We start from the raw sequence: 25,304 nt of genomic DNA, 5'->3' as shown, positions 1-25,304 counted from the left end.
AAAATATGTGATTAAATTTACTTCTATACATTTATGGTTTTTAAAATATCTTTACAATGCATATTGCTAGATATATTGCCTAACTTTCTAGAATCTATTTTCCAGGTATGGTCTTTTAACTCTTTATGTTTTATATATACATAGTTATATCTGTTTCCAGAATATATGTTGATATTTTGTTTTGCACAATCTTTTAAAAAATTTGCATCTTCTGCCACGTTTAATTTTCTAAATTTAACTTTTTTAAATACTCTTTTTTTAAAAAATAAAGTTGAACCTGCAACATACGGACTGTATTTATTACTTTCATTAGGATACATAATACCAAGTGAATTATATTTCTCATAGTATATAAAATACGATGTTTTTCCAATAATGTCTGTATCTATATATTCAAAGGTATTCATAGAATCTGTCACATAATTTTCTCCATAGTAATCATCATCATCCATTTTAGCTAAAAAATCATACTTTGATATTGTGACACCATAATTCAAACATTCTCCAAGCGTTAAACTTTGATCTAGCTGCTTAACTCTAATGTTTTTATACTCTTTTGCAATTTTTAAATAATTGTCCAAATTTAGATTATTGTTATTTAATATTATTATCATTTCTTTATTCTTATAATTACATCTACCATAATTATTAAATATATTATAAATATACTTAATTTTAATTGTTGGAACTATTATTGAAACGCCTTTTTGATTTGAATTTTTAAATTTTTTTCTAACTTCTTCAACATGCTTTTTTTCATTCTCCATTTTAAACATCATCTTAATCACTTTTTTTAATTATTTTCATTATATTATATGAATTAACTTCCAAATATTAAAACAATTTATGAAAAATAGATTGTCACACTAATAATAATTTAAAATTAGTGTGACAATCTCTAAATGTTAAGAAACCTTATTATAATGCTTTTTTCCGCCAGATACTTCTATCTTATAAATACCTCTTATTTTTATTGAATCTTCTTTTATTTCATTTATAACAGTATCCATATATTGTTCTTTAAATTTTATGCTGTGTGTACATGAAGTTGAAATAGAACATGGAGTTTGAACTATTTTTGAAATTACTCCTTTTGTACTTAGCTTTCCATACACATAAATTGCATGGTTTTGAGATTTAAAAACAGCTAAATATTCATTTTCTAAAGCTTTTGTTGTACCCAATATATCAACCCCTTATTGCAAAAGCTGTGACGCTAAAAAATTATTCAACCGTAATTCTTAAAAACTACGCATGAAATAATTACTAGTTCACCAGCCCCAGTGATCTTCTAACCCATATCCATTCTTTTAATATATTTACATCACCTAAGGTCTTCAATATATTAATATGCTTTTGACCTACTAATGTATATACTATTTTTACACCATTTTTATATAAATCATTTAATATAGTATAATATACACTTTTTATATACATCACGCTCTGTTGCCTATCTTCTTCCAAATACAATTTTAAGTAACATTTTTCATTCTTTATGTTAATTTTGGCATAAAACTTACCATTATTAGTAGAAAATTTATACAAATCACCTACATCAGATTTCTCCTTAAAACGTTCAGGAACCATTTTAAACATTGGAACAAACTTACTACTTACATGTCCTTTTAAATTCTTCTCATACTCATTTGCTCCCCTTATTTTATTTTCAATATTGAATTTTATATTGTAATTTTTGTACAACTCGCTATATCCTAAACTTCTAAATTGTTCCATATACTTGCCATCTATTATTCTATCGATATTATTAACCTCATATTTCTTCGAAATCCCTATTATTTCATTTTCCATATCAGAATATAATTTTTTATATTTATTATCTACAAAATCTATATAATGTATAAAAGTGTAAACAGGCACCTTCCTCTTACTTTCTTCTATACTTATTAATGCAGAACCATAATTTTTCCCATCATGAACCATTCTAAGAACATATGTCTTATCACTCAAAATTACATTCATCAAATCCGAATTAAGGTTAGGTATGCTTTTTAGATATTTTTCTTTTTCATCGACCTTTTCCAAAACCTCACACCCAGATTTTAGACTTTTATTTGTATTAACCTCCTGTGGTTCTTCAAGTTGCTTATCTTTTGAGGTTTCTTTTGGTGCTGCTTTTGGAGTTGATTTTTTAGCTTCATTATATTTTCTACCATATACTTCAATTGCCTTACCAAAAAGCTTTATAAACTCCTTACCAAGTGTATAATTTTCTATCATATTATTCTCTAAATTTTTCTTATAAAATTCCAAAGAAAGTTCAACAATCTCTTCATAGGTCATACCTTTTTCTTTTGAATACTCCCTTGCCCAATTTTCAATATTACTCATCCTATTACCACCTTATATATTAATACTGTGTATTTCTTCTACAGCCCTTACTAAAGCTTCAATATCTTCAGGTGTATTAAAGTATCCTGGGCTAATTCTTACAGTTCCTTTATTTTGAGTGCCTATTATGTCATGCACTAATGGTGCACAGTGATACCCATTTCGAACTTCTATTCCCCTCGAATTTAACATGGCACTAACATCAGAACTATCCTTTCCTGAAATATTAAATGAAACCACTGCCCCCCTATTTCTCATATCTTTTCTACCATATATAGTTATATATTCTCTTGAATTAAATTCTTTTAAAAGCTGCTCTGTAAGTTCCATCTCATGCTTCCTTATGTTGTTAATTCCAGTTTTCTCTATAAAATTTATTCCCTCACACAAACCTGCAATTCCCGGAGTATTTAAAGTTCCACTTTCAAATTTATCTGGAAGAAACTCTGGCTGTTCCATTGAATAAGAATTACTTCCTGTGCCTCCACTTTTAAACTCTGAAACTTTAAGGTCTTCTCTTATATATAGTGCTCCCGTTCCCTGTGGTCCTAAAAGGCCCTTATGCCCAGGAAATGCCAAAATATCAATATGCTCTTTATTTACATCAATATCTAGTACTCCAGCACTTTGAGATGCATCCACCATATATATAATTCCTTTTTTATTTGCCACTTCACCTATTGCTTCTATATCTTGAATGCTTCCCGTTACATTTGATATATGGTTTACAACAATCATTTTAGTATTTGACCTAATTTCTTTTTCAATATCTTTCGTATTTACAAATCCGTCTTTATCCGCTTTAACAATACTGCACTTTACCCCTTTTCCCTTTAAATAACTTATTGGCCTTAATACAGAGTTATGTTCCATTACAGTAGTAATTACATGGTCTCCCTTTTTTAAAATACCTTTTATTCCAATATTCAATCCTTCTGTGGCACTGCATGTAAAAACAATATTAAATAAATTAGGTATATTAAAAAGTTTTGCAATTTTTTCTCTAGTATCTGTTACTTTACGTGATGCTTTGATTGTCATATCGTAAGATCCTCTTCCTGGATTGGCTGCATAGTTTCTCATACAATCCATAACCGCAGCATACACAGCTTCTGGCTTTGGAAAAGTAGTTGCTGCATTATCAAGATATATCATATATTAAACCACCTATAAATAACTATTCATTTTATTCTATGAAAAATACTTTTCAAATATAGCCAAATAAAAAAAAACCTATCCGATTTTAGAATAGGTTTTTAACTATTTACTTTTTTTACTTTCATTTTTCAAAACTTCTACAAGCTGCTTTTTCGATTTGGCCACTTCTATTTGATTTTCAAAATATTTATTTTCAAGATCAATTATTTTATACTTTAAACTATGCATATTAAACTTTAATTCTTTATTTTCATCTTTGCTTTTATTATATAACTCTCTGTATTTTTTTACTTCTGTTTCCATTATAGAAAGTTGCTCCATTAGCTCTTCAACCTGCTCACTACTATCTGTTTTTGAACTTGAAGCCTCTTCAACTTTTGCTAGTAATTCCTGTTTTTCATTTTCAGCTTTTAACAATTTTTCGTTTACATTTTTATTTTGAATTTCACTTTCTTTCTTTATTTCCTCAATCTTCTTTTGCAAAATTTCAATTTGTGATCTTACATTATTTTCTTCATTTTTCATTCTTTCAAGCTTGTCCACAAGTTCATCATTTTCAATCCCCGTTTTAAACATATCATCAGCAACATTTAATGCAGTTAAAATTGCCGCATCAGCAGTGCTTAGCTTTTCATTATTTTCAAGTATATTTTTTATTTTTTTATCAACATAATTTCCAACAGTTCTCAAATACTCCTCTTTCTCGTCTCCCTTTAAGTTATATTCAATACCATTTATTTTTATAGTGATAACATTCATCTAATAACACCTTCAATTCCACATATAGTTAATTATTTTATAATACCTTATCATTATTTCCAAAACTATATATTTGAAAAGTCTTTTATTATATTTTATCACATAATTACATATTATAAAATATAAATTTATGTACTGCACAATCGTGTTATTACAATACTTAAAAAATACGAACATTTATTTAGAGTACAGTTGACAGAGTACAGAGTACAGTGAAGGATGATTTTCTTCCGCTTTGCTACAGAAAATCTTAAAACTTATTTTTTGATTGCTTACGCAATCGCTATATTATCAATGTTGTTCAGCGAAGCTGACAACATATAAGTTTAAGATTTACCTAACGTAAGGGAAGGTAAATCATCCTTAACTGTACTCTGTCATCTGTACTCTGTACTCTGATTTAATTGGTTCGCAATAATTTTAAGTTATAAAGATTTGAAAAACAATCTTACTCTAAAATATGTTAATTTACCTATCTCAGTTCAGCACCAAGAACATGTTCAAGTGTTTTAACTATTTTATTGTGTGCTTTTTCAACATCCTTATCTACCAATGTTTTATTTTCATCTCTGTATGTTATTGAATAAGCTACGCTCTTTTTACCAATTGGTACTTGCACACCTTGATATACATCGAATAACTTAAAGCTCTCAAGTATGCTTCCACCTTGTCTTTTTATTATATCTTCGATTTGTTGTACTAAAATCCCTTCATCCACAAGCACAGCCATATCTCTTGTTACTGCAGGGAATTTTGGAATTGGCTTATACTTTCTTATTATTGAAGCATTTTCTATAAGCTCATCTAAGTTTAACTCCGCTATATAACAATTTTTTTCTACACCATAATTTTCGCTTACATCTGGATGAATTTCACCAATTATACCTAGTACATGATTTTTCAACTTAATTGAAGCTGTTTTTCCTGGATGGAAAGTCGGATTTTCACTTTCTCTTTCATAAGTTACCCCACTTATTCCAAGCACTTCAAGCAAGTTTTCCACAATACCTTTTAAATTAAAATAATCTACTTCTCCATACATTCCTATGGTTACAATATTTTTTTCTTCTGGTATTTTATTTTCATCTTCAGTAGGAAGGTATACTTTTCCTATTTCAAATAAGTCTGCATATTCATTATTTCTAGTATAGTTTCTCTGAAGAGATTCCATCATTGAATGAATTGTTGTAGTTCTCATTACACTAAAATCTTCACCTAATGGATTTCTTATCTTTACTACATTTCTTAAAGGACTACCTTCTTCAAGTAAAAGTTTATCAAAAACTTTAGGACTTATAAAAGAATAACTTATTGATTCATTAAGTCCATTTGCAAGAAGCACTTCTATAACTGTATCCTTTATTACTTGCTTTCTACTCTTACCCATTCTAATGCTAGGTGATTTTATTGTAGTAGATGGAATGTTGTTATAGCCATATATTCTAGCAATTTCTTCAGCTACATCTTCTCTTATATTTATATCGCCTCTAAAAGTAGGTGATAATACTTTTAAAGTATCTCCATTTATTTCTGTTGTAAGTTCTAATCTATCTAAGCAGTCCTTCATTTCATCCTTTGAAAGATTTGTTCCAAGGAAAGAATTTATCCATCTAGCATCAGCTTCAACATAGTGAATATCCTTTTTCTCTGGATATACGTCTATAACACCTAAAGCAACATCTCCTGCCTTTAACTCTTCAATTAAGTTGCAGGCTCTATTTAATGCTTCTTCTGCTAAATTAGGATCTAAATCTTTTTCAAACCTTCCAGAAGCTTCAGTTCTAAGTGCTAATTTTTGTGAAGTTACCCTTATATTTGTTCCATCAAAATTTGCAGATTCAAATACAATTTCAGTAGTATCTTCTTTAACCTCTGAATTTAAGCCTCCCATTATTCCAGCAAGTGCAATATTCTTATCCCCATCTTTTATCATAAGAACATCTTCATTTAAAGTTCTTTCTGTTTCATCAAGGGTTACAAATTTTTCTCCTGCCTTAGCTCTTTCAACAACTATTTTATTTGAACTTATCATTCTTCTGTCATAGGCATGCATTGGCTGACCATATTCAAGCATTACAAAATTTGTAATATCAACTATGTTATTAATAGGTCTAACTCCTGCAAGGGTAAGTCTTTCTTGAAGCCAAGCAGGTGATTCAGCAATTTTAATATTTTTAACTATTCTAGCAATGTATCTTTTACAAAGTGAATCTTTTACTTCAACACTTATTTCATCTTTGATATTTGAACTTTCATCTTCTTTAAAACCTAAAGTTGGCTTTTTATATTTTAAATTTAAAGTTGCTGCTGTCTCTCTTGCTATACCAATTACACTTAAGCAATCTGCTCTATTCGATGTAATTTCAAAATCAATAACAGGATTATCAAGTCCAAGAACTTCTTTAATATCTCTGCCTATTGGAGTATCTTTATCTAAAATCATAAGTCCATGAACAGGATTTTCTTCTGTTATTCCAAGCTCTTCGCTAGAGCACATCATTCCATTGGATAATATCCCTCTTAATTTACCTTTTTTTATTTTAACGTCACCTGGAAGTGTCGAACCATGAAGGGCTACAGGTACTATGTCTCCTTCTTTCATGTTATTTGCTCCTGTAACAATTTGTACTGGTTCTTCTTTTCCAACCTCAACCTCACATACAACAAGTTTCTCTGCATCTGGATGAGGTTCTATCTTTAATAATTTACCTGTAACAACATTTTGTATTTCATCTCCACTTGTTATTACTTCTTCAACCTTTGAACCAGAAAGAGTTAATCTATCCCCAAGTTCTATTGCATTTATATCAACTTTTACATAATCATTTAACCATTTGAAAGGTACTTTCATTTTTCATCCTCCTCTAGAATTGTTTTAAAAATCTCATATCACTTTCATATAACTGTCTAATATCATCTATACCGTATTTAAGCATAACCATTCTATCAAGTCCAAAACCAAAAGCAAAACCGCTATATACTTCAGGATCAATTCCAGCATTTCTTAAAACATCTGGATGAACCATACCACAACCAAGAAGTTCAATCCAACCTTCACCCTTACAAACTTTGCAGCCCTTTCCTCCACACGCAAAACAAGTAACATCCATTTCTGCCGAAGGTTCTGTAAATGGGAAATGATGTGGTCTAAATTTTGTTTTAACATTTTCTCCATACATTTTTTTAGTATACATTTCAAGAGTTCCCTTTAAATCTGAAAAAGTAATTCCCTTATCTACAACCAAGCCTTCTACCTGATAGAATATTGGTGAATGTGTTGCATCTGCTGCATCTGATCTATAAACCTTTCCAGGTGAAATCATCTTTATTGGTGGTTTTTGATTTAGCATTGTTCTAACCTGAACTGGCGAAGTTTGAGTTCTTAAAACTATGTTGTCATTTATGTAGAAGGTATCCTGCTCTCCTCTTGCTGGGTGATTTTTAGGTATATTAAGCATTTCAAAATTATACTTATCATATTCAACCTCAGGACCCTCTTCAATTACAAATCCCATATCCATAAATATGTCTTCAATAGCCTTTAATGTCAAATCTGTTGGATGTCTGTGACCTATGTTTCTTTTCTTTCCAGGCATTGATATGTCTATAACTTCACTTTTAAGCTTCTTTTCTTTTTCTGCATCTTTAATTTTATTTCCAGCTTCATTTATAAGATTTTCTAGATTTTGTCTAATCTCATTAGCAATCTTTCCAATAGCTGGTCTTTCTTCTGCTGATAAACTTCCCATACCTCTTAATATTTGTGTAAGTTCACCTTTTTTTCCGAGGTACTTTACTCTTAAGTTTTCAATTTCTGCTTTGTCAACACCCTTTTTTAAGTCTTCTAATGCATTTTTTCTTATTTCCTCTAACTTTTCTTTCATAGAATGTTTCTCCCTTCCTCTTTATAAAATAAAAAATTCCGCCCCTAATAAAAGGGACGGAATTGAATCCGCGGTACCACCCAAATTGGATAAACCCACTTGTTTTTTAACGGAATTACCGCTATTTATTACTAAATACAATAAAATTCATAAAACTACGCGTCTTACAACCTTCAATATATATCTTTCACAAATAGAACTCCAGAGTGAACTTCAACTTAAAAATCACTTGAAAAAGCTCTCAGTCTATGACTTTTTCTCCCTTAAAGCTATTTTATGTCTACTCTCTCCATCAAAGTCTTTATTAATTAACTTGTAATAAATATTATATCACTAATTTAAATAATTTCAACTATATATTTTTTCTTTGCCTTACTGCTTCAAACATCATTATTGATGCTGCCACACCAACATTTAGTGACTCAGCATCTCCAGGCATTGGTATTTTTACACTTGTATCTCCAAGTTCAAATATTTCTTTACTTATTCCGTTTCCTTCATTACCAACAGCTATAATCACTTTTCCTTTTAAATCTGCATCATAAAAATTATATTTAGTATCCAAGGAACTAGTTATTATTTTAAAACCATCTTTCTTTAAAGAATTTAAGATTTTAAAATTTTCATCTTCAAATATAATTGGAATTTTAAATATGGAACCCATAGTTGCTCTTAAAGTCTTATCATTATAAACATCCACAGTACCTTTAGTTACTATTACCCCTAAAGCACCTGCTGCATTTGCAGTTCTTATTATAGTTCCAATATTTCCTGGATCTTGCACTTTATCTACAAGCATATAAAAGCCATCTGTTGAAGTTACACTATGATTTTTATATCTAACTACAGCTGCTATACCTTGTGGCGTTTCAGTACTGCATATAGGATTAAATAACGTATCTGTGAGTTTATAAACTTTTGTGCTACTTTTTATAAGATTCTGAAATCCTGATTTTTCGTACTTTTCTTGCTGGCTTTCAGATACAAAAACATATGCTATTTCAAAATCTGATTTAAGCGCTTCTTCTACAAATCTAAAACCCTCAGCTAAAAAACTCCTACTTAAATCTCTATATTTTTTTTCTTTTAATTTTTTTACTTCTTTTATTACATTATTATCTTTACTTTTTATCAATTCCATATTATACAATCCTCTACAAATAAAATATGCAGCCTAAAGGCTGCATTTTTTATATCAGGCATCTTAAAGAAAATAATAAGTCCAACTTTCAGCTATTTTTGCGCAATACGTCGTCAATATAACACGCTAAGACAACCAGTATTAACGTATTACATTTCCTTGCATTCCACAAAACTATCTCTCAATTTAGACTTATTATTTTTTTAATATACCTTAAGCGTTAATTTGCTTTTTTGCTATTTCAACTAATTCTGAAAAAGCTTTAGGATCATTTATAGCTATCTCTGAAAGCATTTTTCTATTCATTTCAATTCCAGCTAATTTGATTCCATTTATGAATTTTGAATAAGAAAGACCATTTGTTCTTGTTGCAGCGTTTATTCTAGCAATCCAAAGCTTTCTGAAATCTCTCTTTTTTAATCTTCTTCCAACATAAGCATTTCTAAGTGCTCTTATAACAGTTTCATTTGCTGTCTTGAATAACTTACTTTTTCCACCATAGTATCCTTTAGCAAGTTTTAATACTTTTTTATGATATTTACGAGCATTAACCGCTCTCTTAACTCTAGCCATTTTTTAGTAAACCTCCTTAAACCTTTCCTATTATAGGTATGGTAACAATTTTTTCATTGTTTTTTCTTGTGTCTCTGATACATAAGATGTACTTCTTAGGTTTCTCTTAGTTTTTGCACTCTTCTTAGTCAATATATGACTTTTAAAAGCATTAGCTCTTTTTAATTTTCCAGTTCCAGTCAACTTAAATCTTTTAGCAGCTGACTTTTTTGTCTTCATTTTTGGCATAATGTGATTCCTCCTATTTTACGCTTTTTTAGGTCCTAATATCATTATCATATTTCTACCTTCTAATTTTGCTGGTTTTTCAATAATACAAACATCTTCAACTTTTTTAAAGAAATTTTCGAGAATTTTATTTCCCTTAAAAGCATAATCAGCTTCTCTTCCTCTAAAACGAACTGTAACTTTTACTTTATCTCCAGCCTTTAAAAATTTAGAGGCATTATTAGCTTTAATTTCAATATCATGCTCTTCAATTGTTGGACTTAATCTTATTTCCTTAATGCTGACTACCTTTTGATTCTTTTTATTTTCTTTTTCCTTTTTAGTTTGCTCATATACAAACTTACCAAAGTCCATTATTCTGCAAACTGGAGGAACTGCAGTAGGAGATATAGCAACTAAATCTAATTCTTTTTCCTCTGCCATTCTTAAAGCATCACGTGTAGGTATAACTCCTAATTGTGAGCCATCGTCACCTATTACTCTAATTTCCTTTTCTCTTATATCTTCATTTACAAGAAAATTTTTATTCTTACTTATGACTTTCACCTCCGAAAAATATGTAACTATTTAATATCAACATTGAAAATAAAAACAGGACGGTTAAGCCGTCCTGTAATAAACTAAAGCAATTTACTTTAAATCCATTAACCTCACTAGCAATGCTGTAAGGTGAGAAACGGCTGTTTCTTCTTTAAACCTTATTTAGTATAACACTAATATAATACTTTGTCAAATATTATAATGAATTTATTTTTTGATTTACTTCAGCATCAATTCTGAATACAAAATCGTCTAAATTCATTGCTCCAAGATCCCCTTCTTTTCTGCTTCTAACAGCTATAGTACCTTCTTGCATTTCTTTTTCACCAATTACAAGCATGTATGGGATTTTCTTAAGCTGAGCTTCTCTAATCTTATAGCCTATTTTTTCATTTCTTATATCTTTTTCAACTCTTATTCCAGCTTCTCTTAACTGCTTTTCTATTTTATCTACATACTCTAGCTGACCATCAGTTATATTCATAACTTTAACCTGTACTGGTGCAAGCCAAGTTGGAAATGCTCCAGCATAATGCTCTATTAATATTCCTATAAATCTTTCTATACTACCAAATACAACTCTATGAACCATAACTGGTCTATGTTTTTCTCCATCTGCGCCAACATAATTTAAGTCAAATCTTTCTGGCATTTGGAAATCAAGTTGTATAGTTCCGCACTGCCAAGTTCTTCCTATGCAATCTTTAAGATGGAAATCAATCTTAGGACCATAAAATGCTCCATCTCCTTCATTTACCTTATAATCTAAGCCTGCAGCTTTAAGTGCATTTATAAGTCCATTTGTAGCTGCTTCCCAGTCTTCATCGCTTCCCATAGAATCTTCAGGTCTTGTAGAAAGCTCAACATAGTATTCAAAACCAAATACCTTGTAGAAAGAATCTATAAGCTTTATTACACCTAATATTTCTTCTGTAATTTGCTCCTTAGTCATAAATATATGTGCATCATCCTGAGTAAAACATCTTACTCTCATAAGTCCATGAAGTGCACCTGACTTTTCATGTCTATGAACAAGTCCAAGTTCACCAAGTCTTATAGGGAATTCTCTATATGAATGAATATTATCTTTATATACAAGTATTGATCCTGGACAATTCATTGGTTTTATTGCATAATCAGCATCATCTATTTTAGTAAAGTACATATTTTCTTTATAATGATCCCAGTGACCAGATTTATGCCAAAGTTCCTCATTTAAAATTATAGGTGTTCTAATTTCATCATAACCTGCTTTTGCGTGAACTTCTCTCCAATAATTTTCAAGAATATTTCTTAAAACCATGCCCTTTGGATGGAAGAATGGGAAACCTGGACCTTCTTCATGTATGCTAAATAAATCAAGTTGTTTTCCTATTTTTCTATGGTCTCTTTTTTTTGCTTCTTCAAGCATATTAATATATGCATCTAAGTCTTCTTTTTTAGTAAATGCAGTTGCATAAATTCTTTGAAGCATTTTATTTTTTTCATTTCCTCTCCAGTATGCACCAGCAACTGAAAGAAGTTTTATAACTTTAACTTTTCCTGTTGATTCAACATGTGGACCTGCACAAAGATCAGTAAAGTCATCTTGTTTATAAAATGAAATTACAGCATCTTCTGGTAAATCTTTTATAAGCTCTACCTTGTATGGTTCATTTTTTTCTTCCATGAATTTTATAGCTTCTGCCCTTGGAAGCTCAAATCTTTCAAGTTTTATATTTTGTTTTATTATTTTGTTCATTTCTTTTTCTATTTTAGGGAACATATCTTCTGTGATTGAAAAATCAGCATCAAAATCGTAATAAAATCCATCATCTATTGCTGGTCCTATAGCAAGCTTAACCTCTGGATAAAGTCTTTTTACAGCTTGCGCAAGTATATGTGAACCTGTATGTCTTAAAGTCCATCTTCCATCTTCATCTTCGAAAGTTAATACTTCAAATTTACAATCTTTATCAATGGTTGTCATAAGTTCGTCTCTTTCGCCATTAATTTTTACTGAAATTGCTTTTTTATAAAGGCTAGAACTTATTGCTTTTGTAACTTCAGCAGCAGTAATAGGATTTTCAAATTCCATTACTTTACCATCTTTAAGTGTTACTTTAATCATTTATAACTCCTCCTAATTCTAAAGATATACATATGTGAAACTTGAAATTTATTTGTACCAAAATGCTGGCTCCTAGGCATTATGCTAAATATAAATTTGATAGTTTCACTATAAGTGGATGTGAAAAATTTCTTATAGGTTTACTATGCTGCATATAAAGCCTTATTACCGGCTCATAAAAAGAATACCTATATTTTTCACATGCTCCTATATATTATAAAATATAATTTTTAGCAAAAAAATAAAGCCTATCCCTAATGGGACGAGCTTAACCGTGTTTCCACCCAAATTAAAGGTATAGCAAATATACTAGCTAATCACCTTTCACTCAATTCTATAACGCAGAAATGCGGAGATGTCTACTATAAATTCAACACTCAACTCAAAGGTGGTTTTCAACAGTTTCAATTAAAGAAATCTTTCAGCTAATGATTTCTATCTCTTTTAATATCCTCCTGCTTACTCTTCCTTATCACAGTCTTCGTTTATTGATTCTTATTATATGACAAATAATTAATTAAGTCAATAAGTTATTACGACTATTTTTTACATATCGCAAAAAGCTACTTTACTTTCAAATACTTTTTCAATGGTTTCAATAAGCTCTTTATTTTTAAAGTTATCTCTACTATGGATTATTATTTTTTTTGGTGAAAGTGTAATTAACCCACTTATAAGAATATCATCAATACTTACAGCCCCTGTAGTCTTTACATCACATAATCCTTCTATAATTTTATTTTCTATATCTTTTCCGTATTTGTCTTTCAACAAGTAGTTTCCATATTTATCTACATAAATGTTTAATTCATCTATTTTACTTTCTTGAATATCTACAAAATACTTTAATAATTTTATGAACTCATCATATTCTTTTTCTACCATATAATTTTCTACAATTTTATCTATAATAACATCAAATTCATTTTCAATTTCTTTAGTTCTAAATGTTACAAATCCATTTATATTAATTTCGTGATTTTCTTTTATACAATCATTTATTTTTTGTATAATTTGATTTTTTCTATTAATAAAATAAATACCATTATCATTTACAGGTATATCTTTCAACATAGTTTGTATGCAATTGTGCTTAACATCTTTAATTTCATCATCACCTAAGAAAAAATACGTACTTTTCAACTTATTCTCTAATTTTTTACTACAAAATTCAGTTGCAGTATATTTATATAGCACCTCACTTAAATAGTAATAAAATTTATTTTCAATATTTTCATTATAATCCTCATCTCTACATATGACATTTACAAAATGAATATTATTATCGATACTTTCTGACATTCCCATGCGTATATTATTTTTTTCAAAATTGCAAACAATACTATTTATATTATTTATAATACTATCTGATTTATTACCACATACTATAGTTTCAAGAAGCACTTCTAATCACTCCTTTCCCAATATTAGTATGTGTATTAAAATCAAGTCTATGCAAATAATTTATTTTTATATTATAATAAAAGCAATTCACAGTTCACAATGCACAATTCACGATTAAGGATGATTTTCTTCCATTTCACTACAGAAAATCTAAAACTTATAGCTGACATAAATTTAAGAAAAAAACTATTTGTTCGTTCAGCCAGCTAAACATAACATTGTATTTTTATATAATTATAGATTTATCTGACGAAAGGAAGATAAATCAACCTTCATTGTGCATTGTGAACTGTGAATTGTGAATTGATAAAGGGTTGGTGATATTTTGAATAATGTTATTGTAGATTACAGAATAAGCAGCGGTGAAAAACTTATATTAGAGCAAAATGGATACAATGTTATTTTAACTTCTCCCTGCAATAATTTATATACAGCTATATGCGGACATCCTGATGTACTTATATGTATTATTGACAAAAACACAATATTAGTACATAAAGATACTCCTGTAGATTTTATAGAAAAACTAAAAAACTTAAATATAAAGGTTATTAAATCTAAAAATTCTCTTAATGAAAAATATCCTTTTGACATAATACTTAATGCAGTAAATTTAAAAAATACTTTTATTCACAATTTAAAGTTTACAGATGAATTTTTATATAATGAAATTTCTAAGAAGTTATTGATTAATGTAAATCAAGGCTACACAAAATGTTCAACCGCTGTAATTTCAGAAAATGCAATTATAACTAGTGATTCAGGGATAGCTGCTGCTGCAAAAGAGAATAAAATTGATGTATTGTTTTTACCTTACGGTGACATAGAACTCAATGGGTTTGAATATGGCTTTATTGGAGGCACCTGCGGTCTTTTAGATAACAATACTATAGCTTTTTATGGAAATCTTGAATACTATAAATTTGGAAAAGAAGTTTTAACCTTTATAAAAAAATATAATTTAACTCCACTTTATTTAAGGGAAGGTAAGTTAGTAGATAGAGGTAGTATACTGTTTTTTTAATCTATAGATATACCAGTCGGAACAACAAAATTACAAATACCGAATGTATCCTGCTAAACTATAACTTGTAGCGCAGAGTACAGATGACGGAGTACAGAGTACAGTGAATGATGGTTTACCTTTCGCTCTGCTTAGGTAAATCTTAAACTTAATGTTGTCATCTTCGCTGATCACCATGTATGGTGCCATTGCGTAAGCAATAAAAAATAAGTTTTTAGATTTTTCTACGCTCGCGGAGAAAAATCATCCTCCATTGTACTCTGTACTCCGTACTCTGATTTAAACCCTAATTTAACATGATGAATTTGATATTAGCAATTTTAATCTTCAAATTGCTTATTTATATAAAAGAAACCACCAATATTAATTAAAATCATAATATTGGTGATTTCTTATTAACCTTTTTTATTCAGTTGATTTTAGAATCGGATTACTTTAGGCCGTCTTCATAACTTTGAACCATTTTTTTAACCATTTGACCACCAACTGAACCATTTTCTCTTGAAGTAAGATCTCCATTGTAACCTGCTTTTAAGCTAACTCCGACTTCTCTTGCAGCTTCCATCTTAAATTTGTTTAATCCCTCTCTTGCTTCTGGTACTAAGTTACTATTTCTTGACATAGCCAATTCCTCCTCTTAATTAATATTTGTAATTTTCATTACGATATAAGTTTGCTCTTTTTTAAGAAAAATACGCTATTAAATTAAATGAAATTTATCCAAGCTATGGCTATGTACCAATATTTTTCATATAATTATAGTTAATATAAAAATTTATTAAATTCATTATCAACATATTCAGCATTACTAGTTTGTTTTTTGCAATGTTGTTCTCTATTTCTATCAAATATACCATTTATGTATTAAAATTAATTTTTTAATACCATCTTTGAACCGTAAACACTATCAATTCTTAATATTCAATTAGTATTCGAAAGCTGTTCAGTATATTTTGATATTGTTGCATCTAACAAATCACTATAATGATTTGTACAATTTGTATTCCATGCTTCTAAAAATATTCCCACTGTTTCACAATATTCACCAGCAAATGCTACATCAAATTTTTTATTTATTTCTTTAGTTATTTCACAATCAATTACGATAAGCGGTGGTTCCACCACTTACTGCTTTTTCTTCAAATAATTTAAAAATCAATTTATTCTTAGGATAACTGCCATATGTTAAATTAAACTCATTTAAAAATTCTGTTTTTCTATCTTTAATAGATACTTAATTTCATCTATTCTCACATCTAATCTATCTATAGAACAATTTAGTAGATTAATAAAATGTGAACTATACATCAAATTTTCACCCTAATCACATTTTTGAAGATTATAAATAATTTTAAACTGTATTAATTCTTCGTTTTTCACGAATGAAAATGTAATATTACTATTTATATGATTCAAAACACTTTCATCATATATGTTATTTCATAAACAAAATAAATCAAATTCAATGTCTGTTGATTCTGTTTTTAGCACTCCTATATCATTTAGAATTTTTTTACATTTATCAAGCATTCCTTAAATGTCACTGCATTATCTATATTGTCACTTAAAGCAACTACAAAATTCTCCTTGTTACTAACAATATTTTTGTATATTGGTGAACCAATTATAATGTCTCTACTGTTTTCATATCTATAAGCAAGGCATTTTAAGGCTGTAATCAGTATTATATACAAGAGAGTTCATTATTTTTACTTACCTTCATTTAGTTTTATTATTATAATACTCTATATTATTATTATTTATATGCACAGCTATATTAGGTTTGAGTCTTGATATATAAAAGGTCTTTCTTTTTTCTAAATCTAAAAAATCTTCTTTAAAAATTCCGCACATCTCTTATTTAAACATTTATCCAATGCTTGACTAGAAATAATTATTTCTATTTTTGCACTAACCTTTATACTTAAGATATCAGGTGTATTATTCGCAACTTCTGCATCCATAAAACCACATAGACAGATGAATTTCAATGCTCCAATTTTGCCTTTTCTTTTTACAAAGCTAGATTTTCTTGCCATTTCTTCAATTTTTTCTTTTGAAAAACATTTTTCAAGTTCATTTGCGAAAAGCCTTATATTTTCATCCAATTGTTTTCTTTTATCATTTGTAAATTACCTCAACAATGTGTTTTTAATTTTTTTGAAATAATAATATTTTTACATATAATGTGCTATATTTTCATAGGATTTTCTTAACTTGATGGCTATGTAGCTACACCAATATTATATTATATTTTATATTAAATCTCTCTTTAATATAGTCTACTATTTATTCAGTGTATTATTTATCAATTTTGTTATATTTTCAACATTGCTATTTATAAAAAAATGATTACCTTCAAAATTATAAATTTTAAAACCTTTACCTCCATGCTTTTTCCAAGCTAGTATTTCTTCAAAAGTATTATCATCCTGTTCTCCATTTAAAATCGAAATATCACATTCTATTTTAACTTTTCTTTCTTCATAAATATAATTTTCTAAAATTTTAAAATCACTTCGAAGGATTGGGAGAAATAATTGAAGTAATTCTTTATTTTCTATTACTTCTTTTGGTGTACCACCTAAATCAATAATTTCTTTTATAAAATCGCTATCTGATAACTTGTATATATTTTTCTTTTTTCTAACAATGCTCGGTGCTCTATACCCTGAAAAAAAAAATATGTTTAGGTTTTCTTAGCTTCTCACTAATTACTTTATAATATAATTCATAAGCTAAAATACTTCCCATGCTATGTCCATAAATAGCATAATCATCATTCATTATCCTTTCCTTAATCCATTTAAATATATCATTTATTGCCTCATCTAAAGTTTCATAAAAAGTCTCATTATATCTTTTTCCTCTTCCTTTAAGCTCTATTGGTATAAGCTGTATGGAAGGGCTTAGATAATCTTTCCATTTATAATATATAGCTTCTGATCCTCCCGCATATGGCAAACAAAATAATATCATTAGCATAACTCTCCTTTTAATTTGAGATTATTTTAAAATAGATATTAATTAATCTATTTTGATCTATCATTATTATATCATCCGAAATCTCCTTATTTAATGAGCATACAGCAATCTTGTAATTTAAATTTATATCAAATTTCTTAAATATATATTCATTATATTGATTATCAGCGCTCACTTTAATATTCTCATATTTATCTATATCGATAGAAAATGATTTTAAAGGTATTGATAATCCTTGTCCACAGCATTTAATATAACTTTCCTTCAATGTCCATATTTCATAAAACTTGCTTAAGCGAATATTTGAATTATTTCTATTAATATAATCGAATTCCATTTCAGTAAAAAAGCTTTTAGCTATATCTCTATACTCAATATGCTTTACTTCTTCAACATCAATTCCAATAGGTTTATTATCAATACCACATAATACAATATTCCCTGAATGGGATATGTTGAAATTAAATTTAGGGTAATACTCCATATACGGTTTACCATATTGATTTTTCTTAAAACTTATATGATTGTTACTTATATTTAGTTCCTGTATAATTATCGTTCTTATCAATATTTTCCAAATTAATGTTCTAATCTTATCCTTTTTATTTATAAACTTTTCGATTTTGCACTTTTTCTCTAAATCAAAAGTTAATTTTAGCTTATTTAAATTTTCTTCACTAATATCTAAAATTTTCACAGCATAAATTTTCATAAATCTCCTCATTGTACATTTCTGTCTTTTAATGCATCTTTCTTTTAAGATATTTGATTACTTATTATAATCTTCATTGAAAGATTTCTTTTATAATTTTCTGTCTAAAATTTCATTATATTCTACAAATTCAAGAAATTAAACATGATTATTGTATCTATTACTCTTACTTAGCATTTTATCCTCACCACTTTACTACTATGTATATGTACCTTATCATTGTTGTCCATCAATTCGTGTATAAATCAATTTTAATATGCTATTATCATTATCTTTTTGCCATAGTCAATCAAATCATTATTCTTAACACATATATCACTTATTATCCCTGAATACTCTGATATAATATCAATTGTAATATTTAGATATTCAATTTCACACAATATATCATCACATTTTACTTTCATCCCTATATAACCAAAAGGTTCAAGTGTTTCCTTATGTAATAATTTTACAACTCCAACATACTTTGATGTAATCTGATGATATATGAAAGTTTCTTTTGAGCATGAAATTTCATGAATTGCAATATTTTTATTAACTATATTATTACGTTTAACCATTTTAATTTTCATCTCATTATCTTTATATTCAAAATACGATATATTAAATTTACATACTTTTTCTATAATTTTTTCAATTTCATAAAAATCCATTTATAAATATCACCCTGCATATAAAAAAACATATATAATTATTTTACCCTTTCCATTAATCTGGTTTCAAACCAAAATTACCATTATTATTTACAACATAAAATTTATATTTATTATAAATTAATTTTATTACCATATCCTTATTTTTCTATAATGATTTACTTACTTTGATTCATTATTTAAATCAAATAAGTATAACCTTTTGCATAGATATTGCACATAATAAAACGTGACCTATAGCATATTTCTGTTAATAATAGAGTAAAATACAGATGAGTAATAAGCTATTTACCAAAGAAAAATCAAGAATACTATCTAAAAATGAATATGTTAAGAATGTAAGTATGAACGGCATTTCTTATATTTATAAATTTTAAACCAATTAGTACATTATACTAGTCCAAAATTTCAAAAATTAGCCAAAGGGCAATTACTGTCTAGATACAGTAATTGCTAGGATAATATCCCTCAAGAATATTTATGTAATATAAATTTTTGTAGTAAATTATTAGTTCATGCACCAATTTTTCTAAAATTATTCTGTGTTAAAATGATTTTAGAAGCTGCAATATCAATAATGCTTATTATAATTAATACTAAGCTATTTAATGAAAACTAATTTTCTTTTATCGATTACTACGTATCTTGGAGATTAATTTTTCTCTTTTAGTTAACGCTTTCTCCCTCTGATTTATTCGATTACTTAAATACTCCACTTCTACTTTCATCTTCAAATAATTATCATATCGATCCTTACTCAAAGTTCCATCCTGCAATGCTTTTTTAATAGCACAATCCGGCTCCTTATTATGCCTGCAATCATTAAACTTGCATTGACCTTCAAGCTTTTTTATATCATCAAATTCTATATTCAATTCATCTTGATCAAGCCATATCTGAAACTCACGCATTCCTGGTGTATCAATTATTATGCCACCTTCTGGCAATAATATTAATTCTCGATGTGTAGTAGTATGCTTACCTTTACTGTCTTTTTCTCTTACTTCTGCTGTCATTAATTTATTGCTTCTTAAAAGACAATTACTAATAGTAGATTTTCCTACCCCTGAAGAGCCAAATAATCCGATTGTTATACCACTATTAATATAGTGACGCAACTCTTGAATCCCCTCATTTTTAAGCGCACTAATGCAATGAACACTAACTCCAGGACTAATTTTCTGAATTTCACTTAATTTCTCATTTAAATCTGTGCACAAATCAATCTTATTTAAAACGACAACAGGCATTGCCCCACTATTCCATCCAACAGTCAAATATCTTTCCATTCTTTTTACACTATAATTATTATCAAGAGACATAACAAAAATTAAACATCTATATTTGCTGCAATAACTTGTTCCTCAGTCGTTCCTCCAATAATCATCTTCCTTCCATTTATATCTATTACCTTTCTTCCACCTGAAATTGGAGCCTTTCTAGTTAGACTACTCCTTCTAGGTAAAACACTATAAATTATCGCATCCTTACACTCATTTGCCAATTTTATTGCCACCCAATCTCCAACAGCAGGGAAATCACTTATACTTTTAGCATTATATCTAAGCTTACCTGAAACCTCTGCTATAACTTCCCCTTTTTTGCATTGAATATAATAATATCGTTTTTCCTGTCTAACAACTCTGGCATGCATGTATCCTTTTCTTTTTAGCCCTTTAAATTCATGTTCAAACTTGTCATCCCAACCATAATCTACTAAGCCCACTATATCTACCCCATATTCCTAAAAACTAATGAAATTTTATAAACACTACTTTGTAATCCCATGACTTCTGAAAATTATTTTTTTCTGCCACTTTAACTGATGGTATATTATTACTCCATGAATCCCAGTATGGAGTAATATGGAAGGCTAAACATTCCTTTAAGAATTCATTTGAAACTATGGTTGCTACACCTTTTCCTTCATGCTCTTCAATAGTCTCAATACCTATCCCACAGTAACTTTTGCTTACATATTCTGCTGTACACCAACTTATTATACTTCTATCCATTATTGCACAATATCCAAAACCGTTGCTAATAAAATTAGCTAACGATCCCCACATTCCTGTTACTTCATCTATAAGACAATTAAGATTTCCTAATGAGGCATTTTTTAACACATCGTTATCTATCTTTTTAACTACTATATTATCAACTTTTTTTACCACTGGAATATCATTTAAATCTTGTTTAAATAAAACTCTATCATATAAATTACAATCAAATTCCTTTAAACCTTCTAATAATTCCTTTTTCCATCCTTCTGAATAATAATAAATTTTAACTACTCCTAGTTCCTTTCTCCTGCTTTCACTTAAACAATTTTCTTTGAAAAAGTTTATTGCTTCTTTATACTTATCCTTATCCTCTACCTCACCTCCAAAATAAACACAATGTCCCTCACAAATTAAAAATATTGATATATTCTCAACATCATCAACAAATACTTGTGCTGGCGTATAACCTTCAACTATAGAATCAAACACAAAACTATGTGCATATAATTTATATATATCTTTCAATTTATATTTATTATTCTTCAATTCTCTCAAAATTTTCTCACTCCTCTAAAATTTTACATATCAATTTCTTTCCTAATTATAAGCTAAATATAACCAATTTTCAACAGAACCATATTAATCTTCACAACAAACATGTAAAAATACTCAAGCAATAGAATTTTTTCAATTAACTTGAAATATATAATGTTGTCAAAATTGGTTTAGTATTTTAGTTCACCAATTACAGTGTTAATCAGTTCAATGTAAAGTTGGGTACAAAGTCCCCAACTTATGCATTTTAATATAATTTTCAAATAAATATTATACTAAGTTAATTTTTAACAAAACAATACTTTCAATTACTATTATCATAAGCAAATGTTACTGTGATTATAGTTATAAAAGTTTATTAATACTATCCGCAATATATTCTACATTACCTTTTTTCATTATTGTATAATGATTGCCAGGTACTTTATTAATAATAAGATCATTTTCAAAGTAATTATTCCATTTACGTGAACTAATCTTCGATTCTTCTGCCTTATATAAAACAACTTGCTTTTTAACCTTATTTCGCGGTTTATATGCGTTTGATGCACTAATTAATTTCCTAATTATATTAATATTGATTGCTAATTGATCTAGTTCAAGTTCTTCAAAGTATGGTATTATATTTACTAACTCACTAGGCAATTTTAATATAATTTTACTTATCTCTTCCTTAGATAAATCATTTATAGCAATATCCCACTTCTCTTCTATAGTAGATTTAGCAGATATTCTTTCCTGAATCTTTTTATTATCAATAAAATTAATAAAATTCAACTTATCCTTATCTAAAGAAAGATCTTCTTTCAACATTTTATTATAATTCGTTGACTTTGAATTAATATATGAATCTATTAATAGAAAGTTTTTTATTTGTTCATTGTTTTTCTCTAACTGAAGAACCATTTCAAAGGCTATTATTCCTCCTAAACTCCAACCAGCAATATTATAACCACCATTTGGTTGAATATTTTTTATAATATTTATATATCTTTCTGCAATTCCTTCAATTGTCAAATTATTATGAATGTAAATCATTTCTTTATCAACTTTAATTCCCCAACATTTAATGTTGCTTTTTAGTTTTGACGACAAATCTATATATCCACCTACATCAGCACTCCCATCGTGTATAATAAATAAATTCTTTTCTTCTTCTTTTAAACAATCATCTGCTTTTTTAAGCAATATGATATTGTCCTCTCTTACTTTATTAACTGTATCATCCTTAGTTTTTTCTATACAAACCGCTAATTCTTTTAGTGTTTGATTATTGAATATATTCTTTATAGCTGATTCAATATTAAACTCTTTATTTATCCTTGACAAAAGTTTTATCGCTTTTAAGGAATGTCCTCCTAATTCAAAAAAGTTATCATTAATTCCTATATTAGTTACTCCTAATACATCCTCCCATATTCCTACAAGCTTCTCTTCTACTTCATTCCTTGCTACTTCGTATTCTGCTCCTGTATTAATCTTACCTTCTGGCTCTAGTAAGGACTTTCTGTCCAGCTTACCATTTGGTGTTAGCGGCATACTTTCCAGCTTTATAAAAAATGCTGGTATCATATAGTCTGGTAGTGTCTTCTTCAAGTTTTTCCTAAGTTCTCTTACACTATATTCACTTTCTCCTACATAATATGCACACAGATACTTATTTCCTTCTTCTCCTTTATCTAACACGACTGCTTCCTTTATGCCTTCTATTCTAATTATATAAGGTTATACTGTAAATCAACACAAATATTTTAAACATTAAAAAAAGAAGCCTACCTGTTAACCCTCTTACAAGTTACAGTTAAGCTTCTTTTAATAATTTGGAGGCGCCACCCAGATTTGAACTGGGGGTAAAGGTTTTGCAGACCTCTGCCTTACCACTTGGCTATAGCGCCATAATATGGAGCGGAAGACGAGATTCGAACTCGCGACGTTCACCTTGGCAAGGTGACGCTCTACCACTGAGCCACTCCCGCATTAAATTAAAAATGGTGGCCAAACCAGGAATCGAACCAGGGACACGAGGATTTTCAGTCCTCTGCTCTACCGACTGAGCTATCTGGCCATTTTACATTTTATTTGGCGACTTGGAAGGGGATCGAACCCTCGACCTCTGGCGTGACAGGCCAGCACTCTAACCAGCTGAGCTACCAAGCCGCAATTGTGGTGGGCACTACAGGGCTCGAACCTGTGACCCTCTGCTTGTAAGGCAGATGCTCTCCCAGCTGAGCTAAGCGCCCACAATTACCCTCGCAATTATTTAATCGCTAGGACAATTAGTATTATATATCACATCTACTTCTGTGTCAATATTTTTTATTTATTTATTTCCTTCTTTTTCTCAATTAATGAACCTATATCCTCATGAGTGAAAACATACTTTTTATTGCAGAAATTGCATACCATTTCTTCATCTTTACCTTCTTCGTATATTTCAGTTAAATCTTTCAAACTTATACTCATAAATGCTCTTTCAACTCTTTCTCTTGAGCAATCACATTTATATGTAGGTACAAGACTATCCTCAAATATTTTTAAATCCATACCCTCAAAAATAAATTCTAATATTTCTGAAATACTCATACCTTTACTTATCAATTCAGTTATAGAAGGTATTTCTTGAAGTCTATATGTTATTAAATCTGCTGCCAGTTCATCTGCACCTGGCATCATTTGAATTACAAATCCACCTGCAGCTTTAATTGATAAGTCAGTATCCACAAGAACTCCAAGTCCAACTGCTGAAGGTGTTTGTTCTGACACTGTATAATAATATGCAATATCGTCGCCTATTTCTCCAGTATAAATAGGAACCTGTCCAACATAGGGTTCTCTAAGCCCCATGTCTCTTATAACATTTAGACTGCCTTGCTTTCCAATTATACCTGATACATCTAATTTTCCTTTACTATTAAGTGGTAAATCAGCATTTGGATTTCCTATAAATCCTTTAACATGAGCATCTGCATAAGATGTTATTGTTATTCCATTTGCAATTCCGCCACCATTAATTTTTAATGTAAGTGAATCCTTCTCACCTTTTAACATGGCACCCATAAGTGCTCCTGCTGTTAACATTCTTCCATATGCAGCTGCTGCAGTTGGCGCACATTTATGCATAGCTACAGCTTCATTTACAAGCTCTGTAGTTATTGCTGCAATAATTCTAACCTCTCCATTTTTTGCAACTGCTCTAACTAACTTATCAGACATTTAAATC

At 28.9% G+C, this 25,304-nt stretch carries 26 protein-coding genes, 5 tRNA genes and 3 other annotated features; of the genes, 1 reads left to right on the top strand and 30 read right to left on the bottom strand.

Annotated features, from left to right (window positions below):
- Positions 1-23: 23 nt before the first annotated feature.
- The 13 genes from CUEA01_RS04925 to ytxC form a co-directional block, all read right to left on the bottom strand.
- Complete coding sequence (locus CUEA01_RS04925; protein WP_234119174.1) at positions 24-767, bottom strand: glycosyltransferase; 744 nt, start codon at positions 765-767, stop codon at positions 24-26.
- A 138-nt stretch (positions 768-905) separates the two neighbouring features.
- On the bottom strand, positions 906-1,184 hold the full coding sequence (locus tag CUEA01_RS04920) for a DUF3343 domain-containing protein (protein WP_234119172.1): 279 nt from the start codon (positions 1,182-1,184) through the stop codon (positions 906-908).
- 82 nt (positions 1,185-1,266) lie between these two features.
- A complete protein-coding gene (locus CUEA01_RS04915; RefSeq protein WP_234119170.1) occupies positions 1,267-2,352 on the bottom strand; it encodes a hypothetical protein in 1,086 nt (361 codons plus the stop codon).
- A 12-nt stretch (positions 2,353-2,364) separates the two neighbouring features.
- Complete coding sequence (locus CUEA01_RS04910; protein ID WP_234119168.1) at positions 2,365-3,507, bottom strand: aminotransferase class V-fold PLP-dependent enzyme; 1,143 nt, start codon at positions 3,505-3,507, stop codon at positions 2,365-2,367.
- A 105-nt stretch (positions 3,508-3,612) separates the two neighbouring features.
- A complete protein-coding gene (zapA, locus tag CUEA01_RS04905) occupies positions 3,613-4,269 on the bottom strand; it encodes a cell division protein ZapA (protein WP_234119160.1) in 657 nt (218 codons plus the stop codon).
- A gap of 472 nt (positions 4,270-4,741) precedes the next feature.
- On the bottom strand, positions 4,742-7,120 hold the full coding sequence (gene pheT / locus CUEA01_RS04900) for a phenylalanine--tRNA ligase subunit beta (RefSeq protein ID WP_234119152.1): 2,379 nt from the start codon (positions 7,118-7,120) through the stop codon (positions 4,742-4,744).
- Between the two features lie 13 nt (positions 7,121-7,133).
- On the bottom strand, positions 7,134-8,153 hold the full coding sequence (gene pheS / locus CUEA01_RS04895) for a phenylalanine--tRNA ligase subunit alpha (RefSeq protein WP_234119149.1): 1,020 nt from the start codon (positions 8,151-8,153) through the stop codon (positions 7,134-7,136).
- Positions 8,154-8,202: 49 nt separating this feature from the next.
- Positions 8,203-8,458, bottom strand: a binding site (T-box leader).
- A gap of 47 nt (positions 8,459-8,505) precedes the next feature.
- A complete protein-coding gene (locus tag CUEA01_RS04890) occupies positions 8,506-9,294 on the bottom strand; it encodes a TrmH family RNA methyltransferase (RefSeq protein WP_234119147.1) in 789 nt (262 codons plus the stop codon).
- Between the two features lie 213 nt (positions 9,295-9,507).
- On the bottom strand, positions 9,508-9,867 hold the full coding sequence (rplT, locus tag CUEA01_RS04885; RefSeq protein WP_234119145.1) for a 50S ribosomal protein L20: 360 nt from the start codon (positions 9,865-9,867) through the stop codon (positions 9,508-9,510).
- A gap of 30 nt (positions 9,868-9,897) precedes the next feature.
- Positions 9,898-10,095 carry a 50S ribosomal protein L35 gene (gene rpmI, locus CUEA01_RS04880; RefSeq protein WP_234119143.1) on the bottom strand — a complete coding sequence of 66 codons (198 nt, stop codon included), beginning with the start codon at positions 10,093-10,095 and terminating at the stop codon, positions 9,898-9,900.
- 18 nt (positions 10,096-10,113) lie between these two features.
- Complete coding sequence (gene infC, locus CUEA01_RS04875; RefSeq protein ID WP_234119141.1) at positions 10,114-10,641, bottom strand: translation initiation factor IF-3; 528 nt, start codon at positions 10,639-10,641, stop codon at positions 10,114-10,116.
- Positions 10,642-10,672: 31 nt separating this feature from the next.
- Positions 10,673-10,793 (bottom strand) — a sequence feature (ribosomal protein L20 leader region).
- A gap of 38 nt (positions 10,794-10,831) precedes the next feature.
- Positions 10,832-12,745, bottom strand: a complete 1,914-nt coding sequence (gene thrS, locus CUEA01_RS04870; RefSeq protein ID WP_234119132.1) for a threonine--tRNA ligase — start codon at positions 12,743-12,745, stop codon at positions 10,832-10,834.
- A 255-nt stretch (positions 12,746-13,000) separates the two neighbouring features.
- Positions 13,001-13,230 (bottom strand) — a binding site (T-box leader).
- Between the two features lie 61 nt (positions 13,231-13,291).
- Complete coding sequence (gene ytxC / locus CUEA01_RS04865) at positions 13,292-14,149, bottom strand: putative sporulation protein YtxC (RefSeq protein ID WP_234119128.1); 858 nt, start codon at positions 14,147-14,149, stop codon at positions 13,292-13,294.
- A gap of 325 nt (positions 14,150-14,474) precedes the next feature.
- On the opposite strand from ytxC, the gene CUEA01_RS04860 reads away from it, so the two are divergent.
- Positions 14,475-15,173, top strand: a complete 699-nt coding sequence (locus CUEA01_RS04860; RefSeq protein ID WP_234119123.1) for a DUF6873 family GME fold protein — start codon at positions 14,475-14,477, stop codon at positions 15,171-15,173.
- Positions 15,174-15,603: 430 nt separating this feature from the next.
- On the opposite strand, the gene CUEA01_RS04855 is transcribed toward CUEA01_RS04860, so the two are convergent.
- From CUEA01_RS04855 to hslO, 17 genes are all read right to left on the bottom strand, one after another.
- Positions 15,604-15,795, bottom strand: coding sequence for an alpha/beta-type small acid-soluble spore protein (locus CUEA01_RS04855; RefSeq protein ID WP_234119122.1), 192 nt, complete (start codon positions 15,793-15,795; stop codon positions 15,604-15,606).
- Between the two features lie 299 nt (positions 15,796-16,094).
- Complete coding sequence (locus tag CUEA01_RS04850; RefSeq protein WP_234119121.1) at positions 16,095-16,295, bottom strand: hypothetical protein; 201 nt, start codon at positions 16,293-16,295, stop codon at positions 16,095-16,097.
- A gap of 701 nt (positions 16,296-16,996) precedes the next feature.
- Positions 16,997-17,281, bottom strand: coding sequence for a hypothetical protein (locus CUEA01_RS04845; protein ID WP_234119119.1), 285 nt, complete (start codon positions 17,279-17,281; stop codon positions 16,997-16,999).
- Between the two features lie 177 nt (positions 17,282-17,458).
- Complete coding sequence (locus tag CUEA01_RS24870; protein ID WP_329603986.1) at positions 17,459-17,806, bottom strand: thioesterase II family protein; 348 nt, start codon at positions 17,804-17,806, stop codon at positions 17,459-17,461.
- 31 nt (positions 17,807-17,837) lie between these two features.
- Positions 17,838-18,152 carry a thioesterase II family protein gene (locus CUEA01_RS24865; protein WP_268906141.1) on the bottom strand — a complete coding sequence of 105 codons (315 nt, stop codon included), beginning with the start codon at positions 18,150-18,152 and terminating at the stop codon, positions 17,838-17,840.
- Positions 18,153-18,168: 16 nt separating this feature from the next.
- Complete coding sequence (locus CUEA01_RS04835) at positions 18,169-18,870, bottom strand: 4'-phosphopantetheinyl transferase family protein (protein WP_234119117.1); 702 nt, start codon at positions 18,868-18,870, stop codon at positions 18,169-18,171.
- Between the two features lie 251 nt (positions 18,871-19,121).
- Complete coding sequence (locus CUEA01_RS04830) at positions 19,122-19,526, bottom strand: acetyl-CoA carboxylase biotin carboxyl carrier protein (protein WP_234119110.1); 405 nt, start codon at positions 19,524-19,526, stop codon at positions 19,122-19,124.
- A 626-nt stretch (positions 19,527-20,152) separates the two neighbouring features.
- The gene (rsgA, locus tag CUEA01_RS04825; protein WP_234119108.1) at positions 20,153-20,848 is read right to left on the bottom strand and encodes a ribosome small subunit-dependent GTPase A; all 696 of its coding nucleotides are present in this window, start codon (positions 20,846-20,848) and stop codon (positions 20,153-20,155) included.
- Positions 20,849-20,856: 8 nt separating this feature from the next.
- On the bottom strand, positions 20,857-21,252 hold the full coding sequence (locus tag CUEA01_RS04820; protein ID WP_234119107.1) for a ribosome small subunit-dependent GTPase A: 396 nt from the start codon (positions 21,250-21,252) through the stop codon (positions 20,857-20,859).
- A gap of 25 nt (positions 21,253-21,277) precedes the next feature.
- Positions 21,278-22,084, bottom strand: coding sequence for a GNAT family N-acetyltransferase (locus tag CUEA01_RS04815; protein WP_234119106.1), 807 nt, complete (start codon positions 22,082-22,084; stop codon positions 21,278-21,280).
- Between the two features lie 345 nt (positions 22,085-22,429).
- A complete protein-coding gene (locus tag CUEA01_RS04810) occupies positions 22,430-23,794 on the bottom strand; it encodes a thioesterase domain-containing protein (RefSeq protein WP_329603985.1) in 1,365 nt (454 codons plus the stop codon).
- A gap of 111 nt (positions 23,795-23,905) precedes the next feature.
- Positions 23,906-23,979: transfer RNA gene (locus CUEA01_RS04805), tRNA-Cys, on the bottom strand.
- A 6-nt stretch (positions 23,980-23,985) separates the two neighbouring features.
- Positions 23,986-24,060 (bottom strand) — tRNA-Gly (locus CUEA01_RS04800).
- Positions 24,061-24,073: 13 nt separating this feature from the next.
- Positions 24,074-24,149: transfer RNA gene (locus CUEA01_RS04795), tRNA-Phe, on the bottom strand.
- A gap of 15 nt (positions 24,150-24,164) precedes the next feature.
- A tRNA-Asp gene (locus tag CUEA01_RS04790) sits at positions 24,165-24,241 on the bottom strand.
- Between the two features lie 7 nt (positions 24,242-24,248).
- Positions 24,249-24,324: transfer RNA gene (locus tag CUEA01_RS04785), tRNA-Val, on the bottom strand.
- 76 nt (positions 24,325-24,400) lie between these two features.
- Entirely contained in the window at positions 24,401-25,297 is an 897-nt protein-coding gene (gene hslO / locus CUEA01_RS04780) for an Hsp33 family molecular chaperone HslO (RefSeq protein ID WP_234119099.1), read from the bottom strand.
- Positions 25,298-25,304: the final 7 nt, after the last annotated feature.

It is taken from the genome of Clostridium hydrogenum, from assembly GCF_021432385.1.
Classification (GTDB): domain Bacteria; phylum Bacillota; class Clostridia; order Clostridiales; family Clostridiaceae; genus Clostridium_S; species Clostridium_S hydrogenum.
The sequence above is the reverse complement of the archived record's forward strand: the minus strand, read 5'-3'. Positions and strand labels throughout refer to the sequence as shown.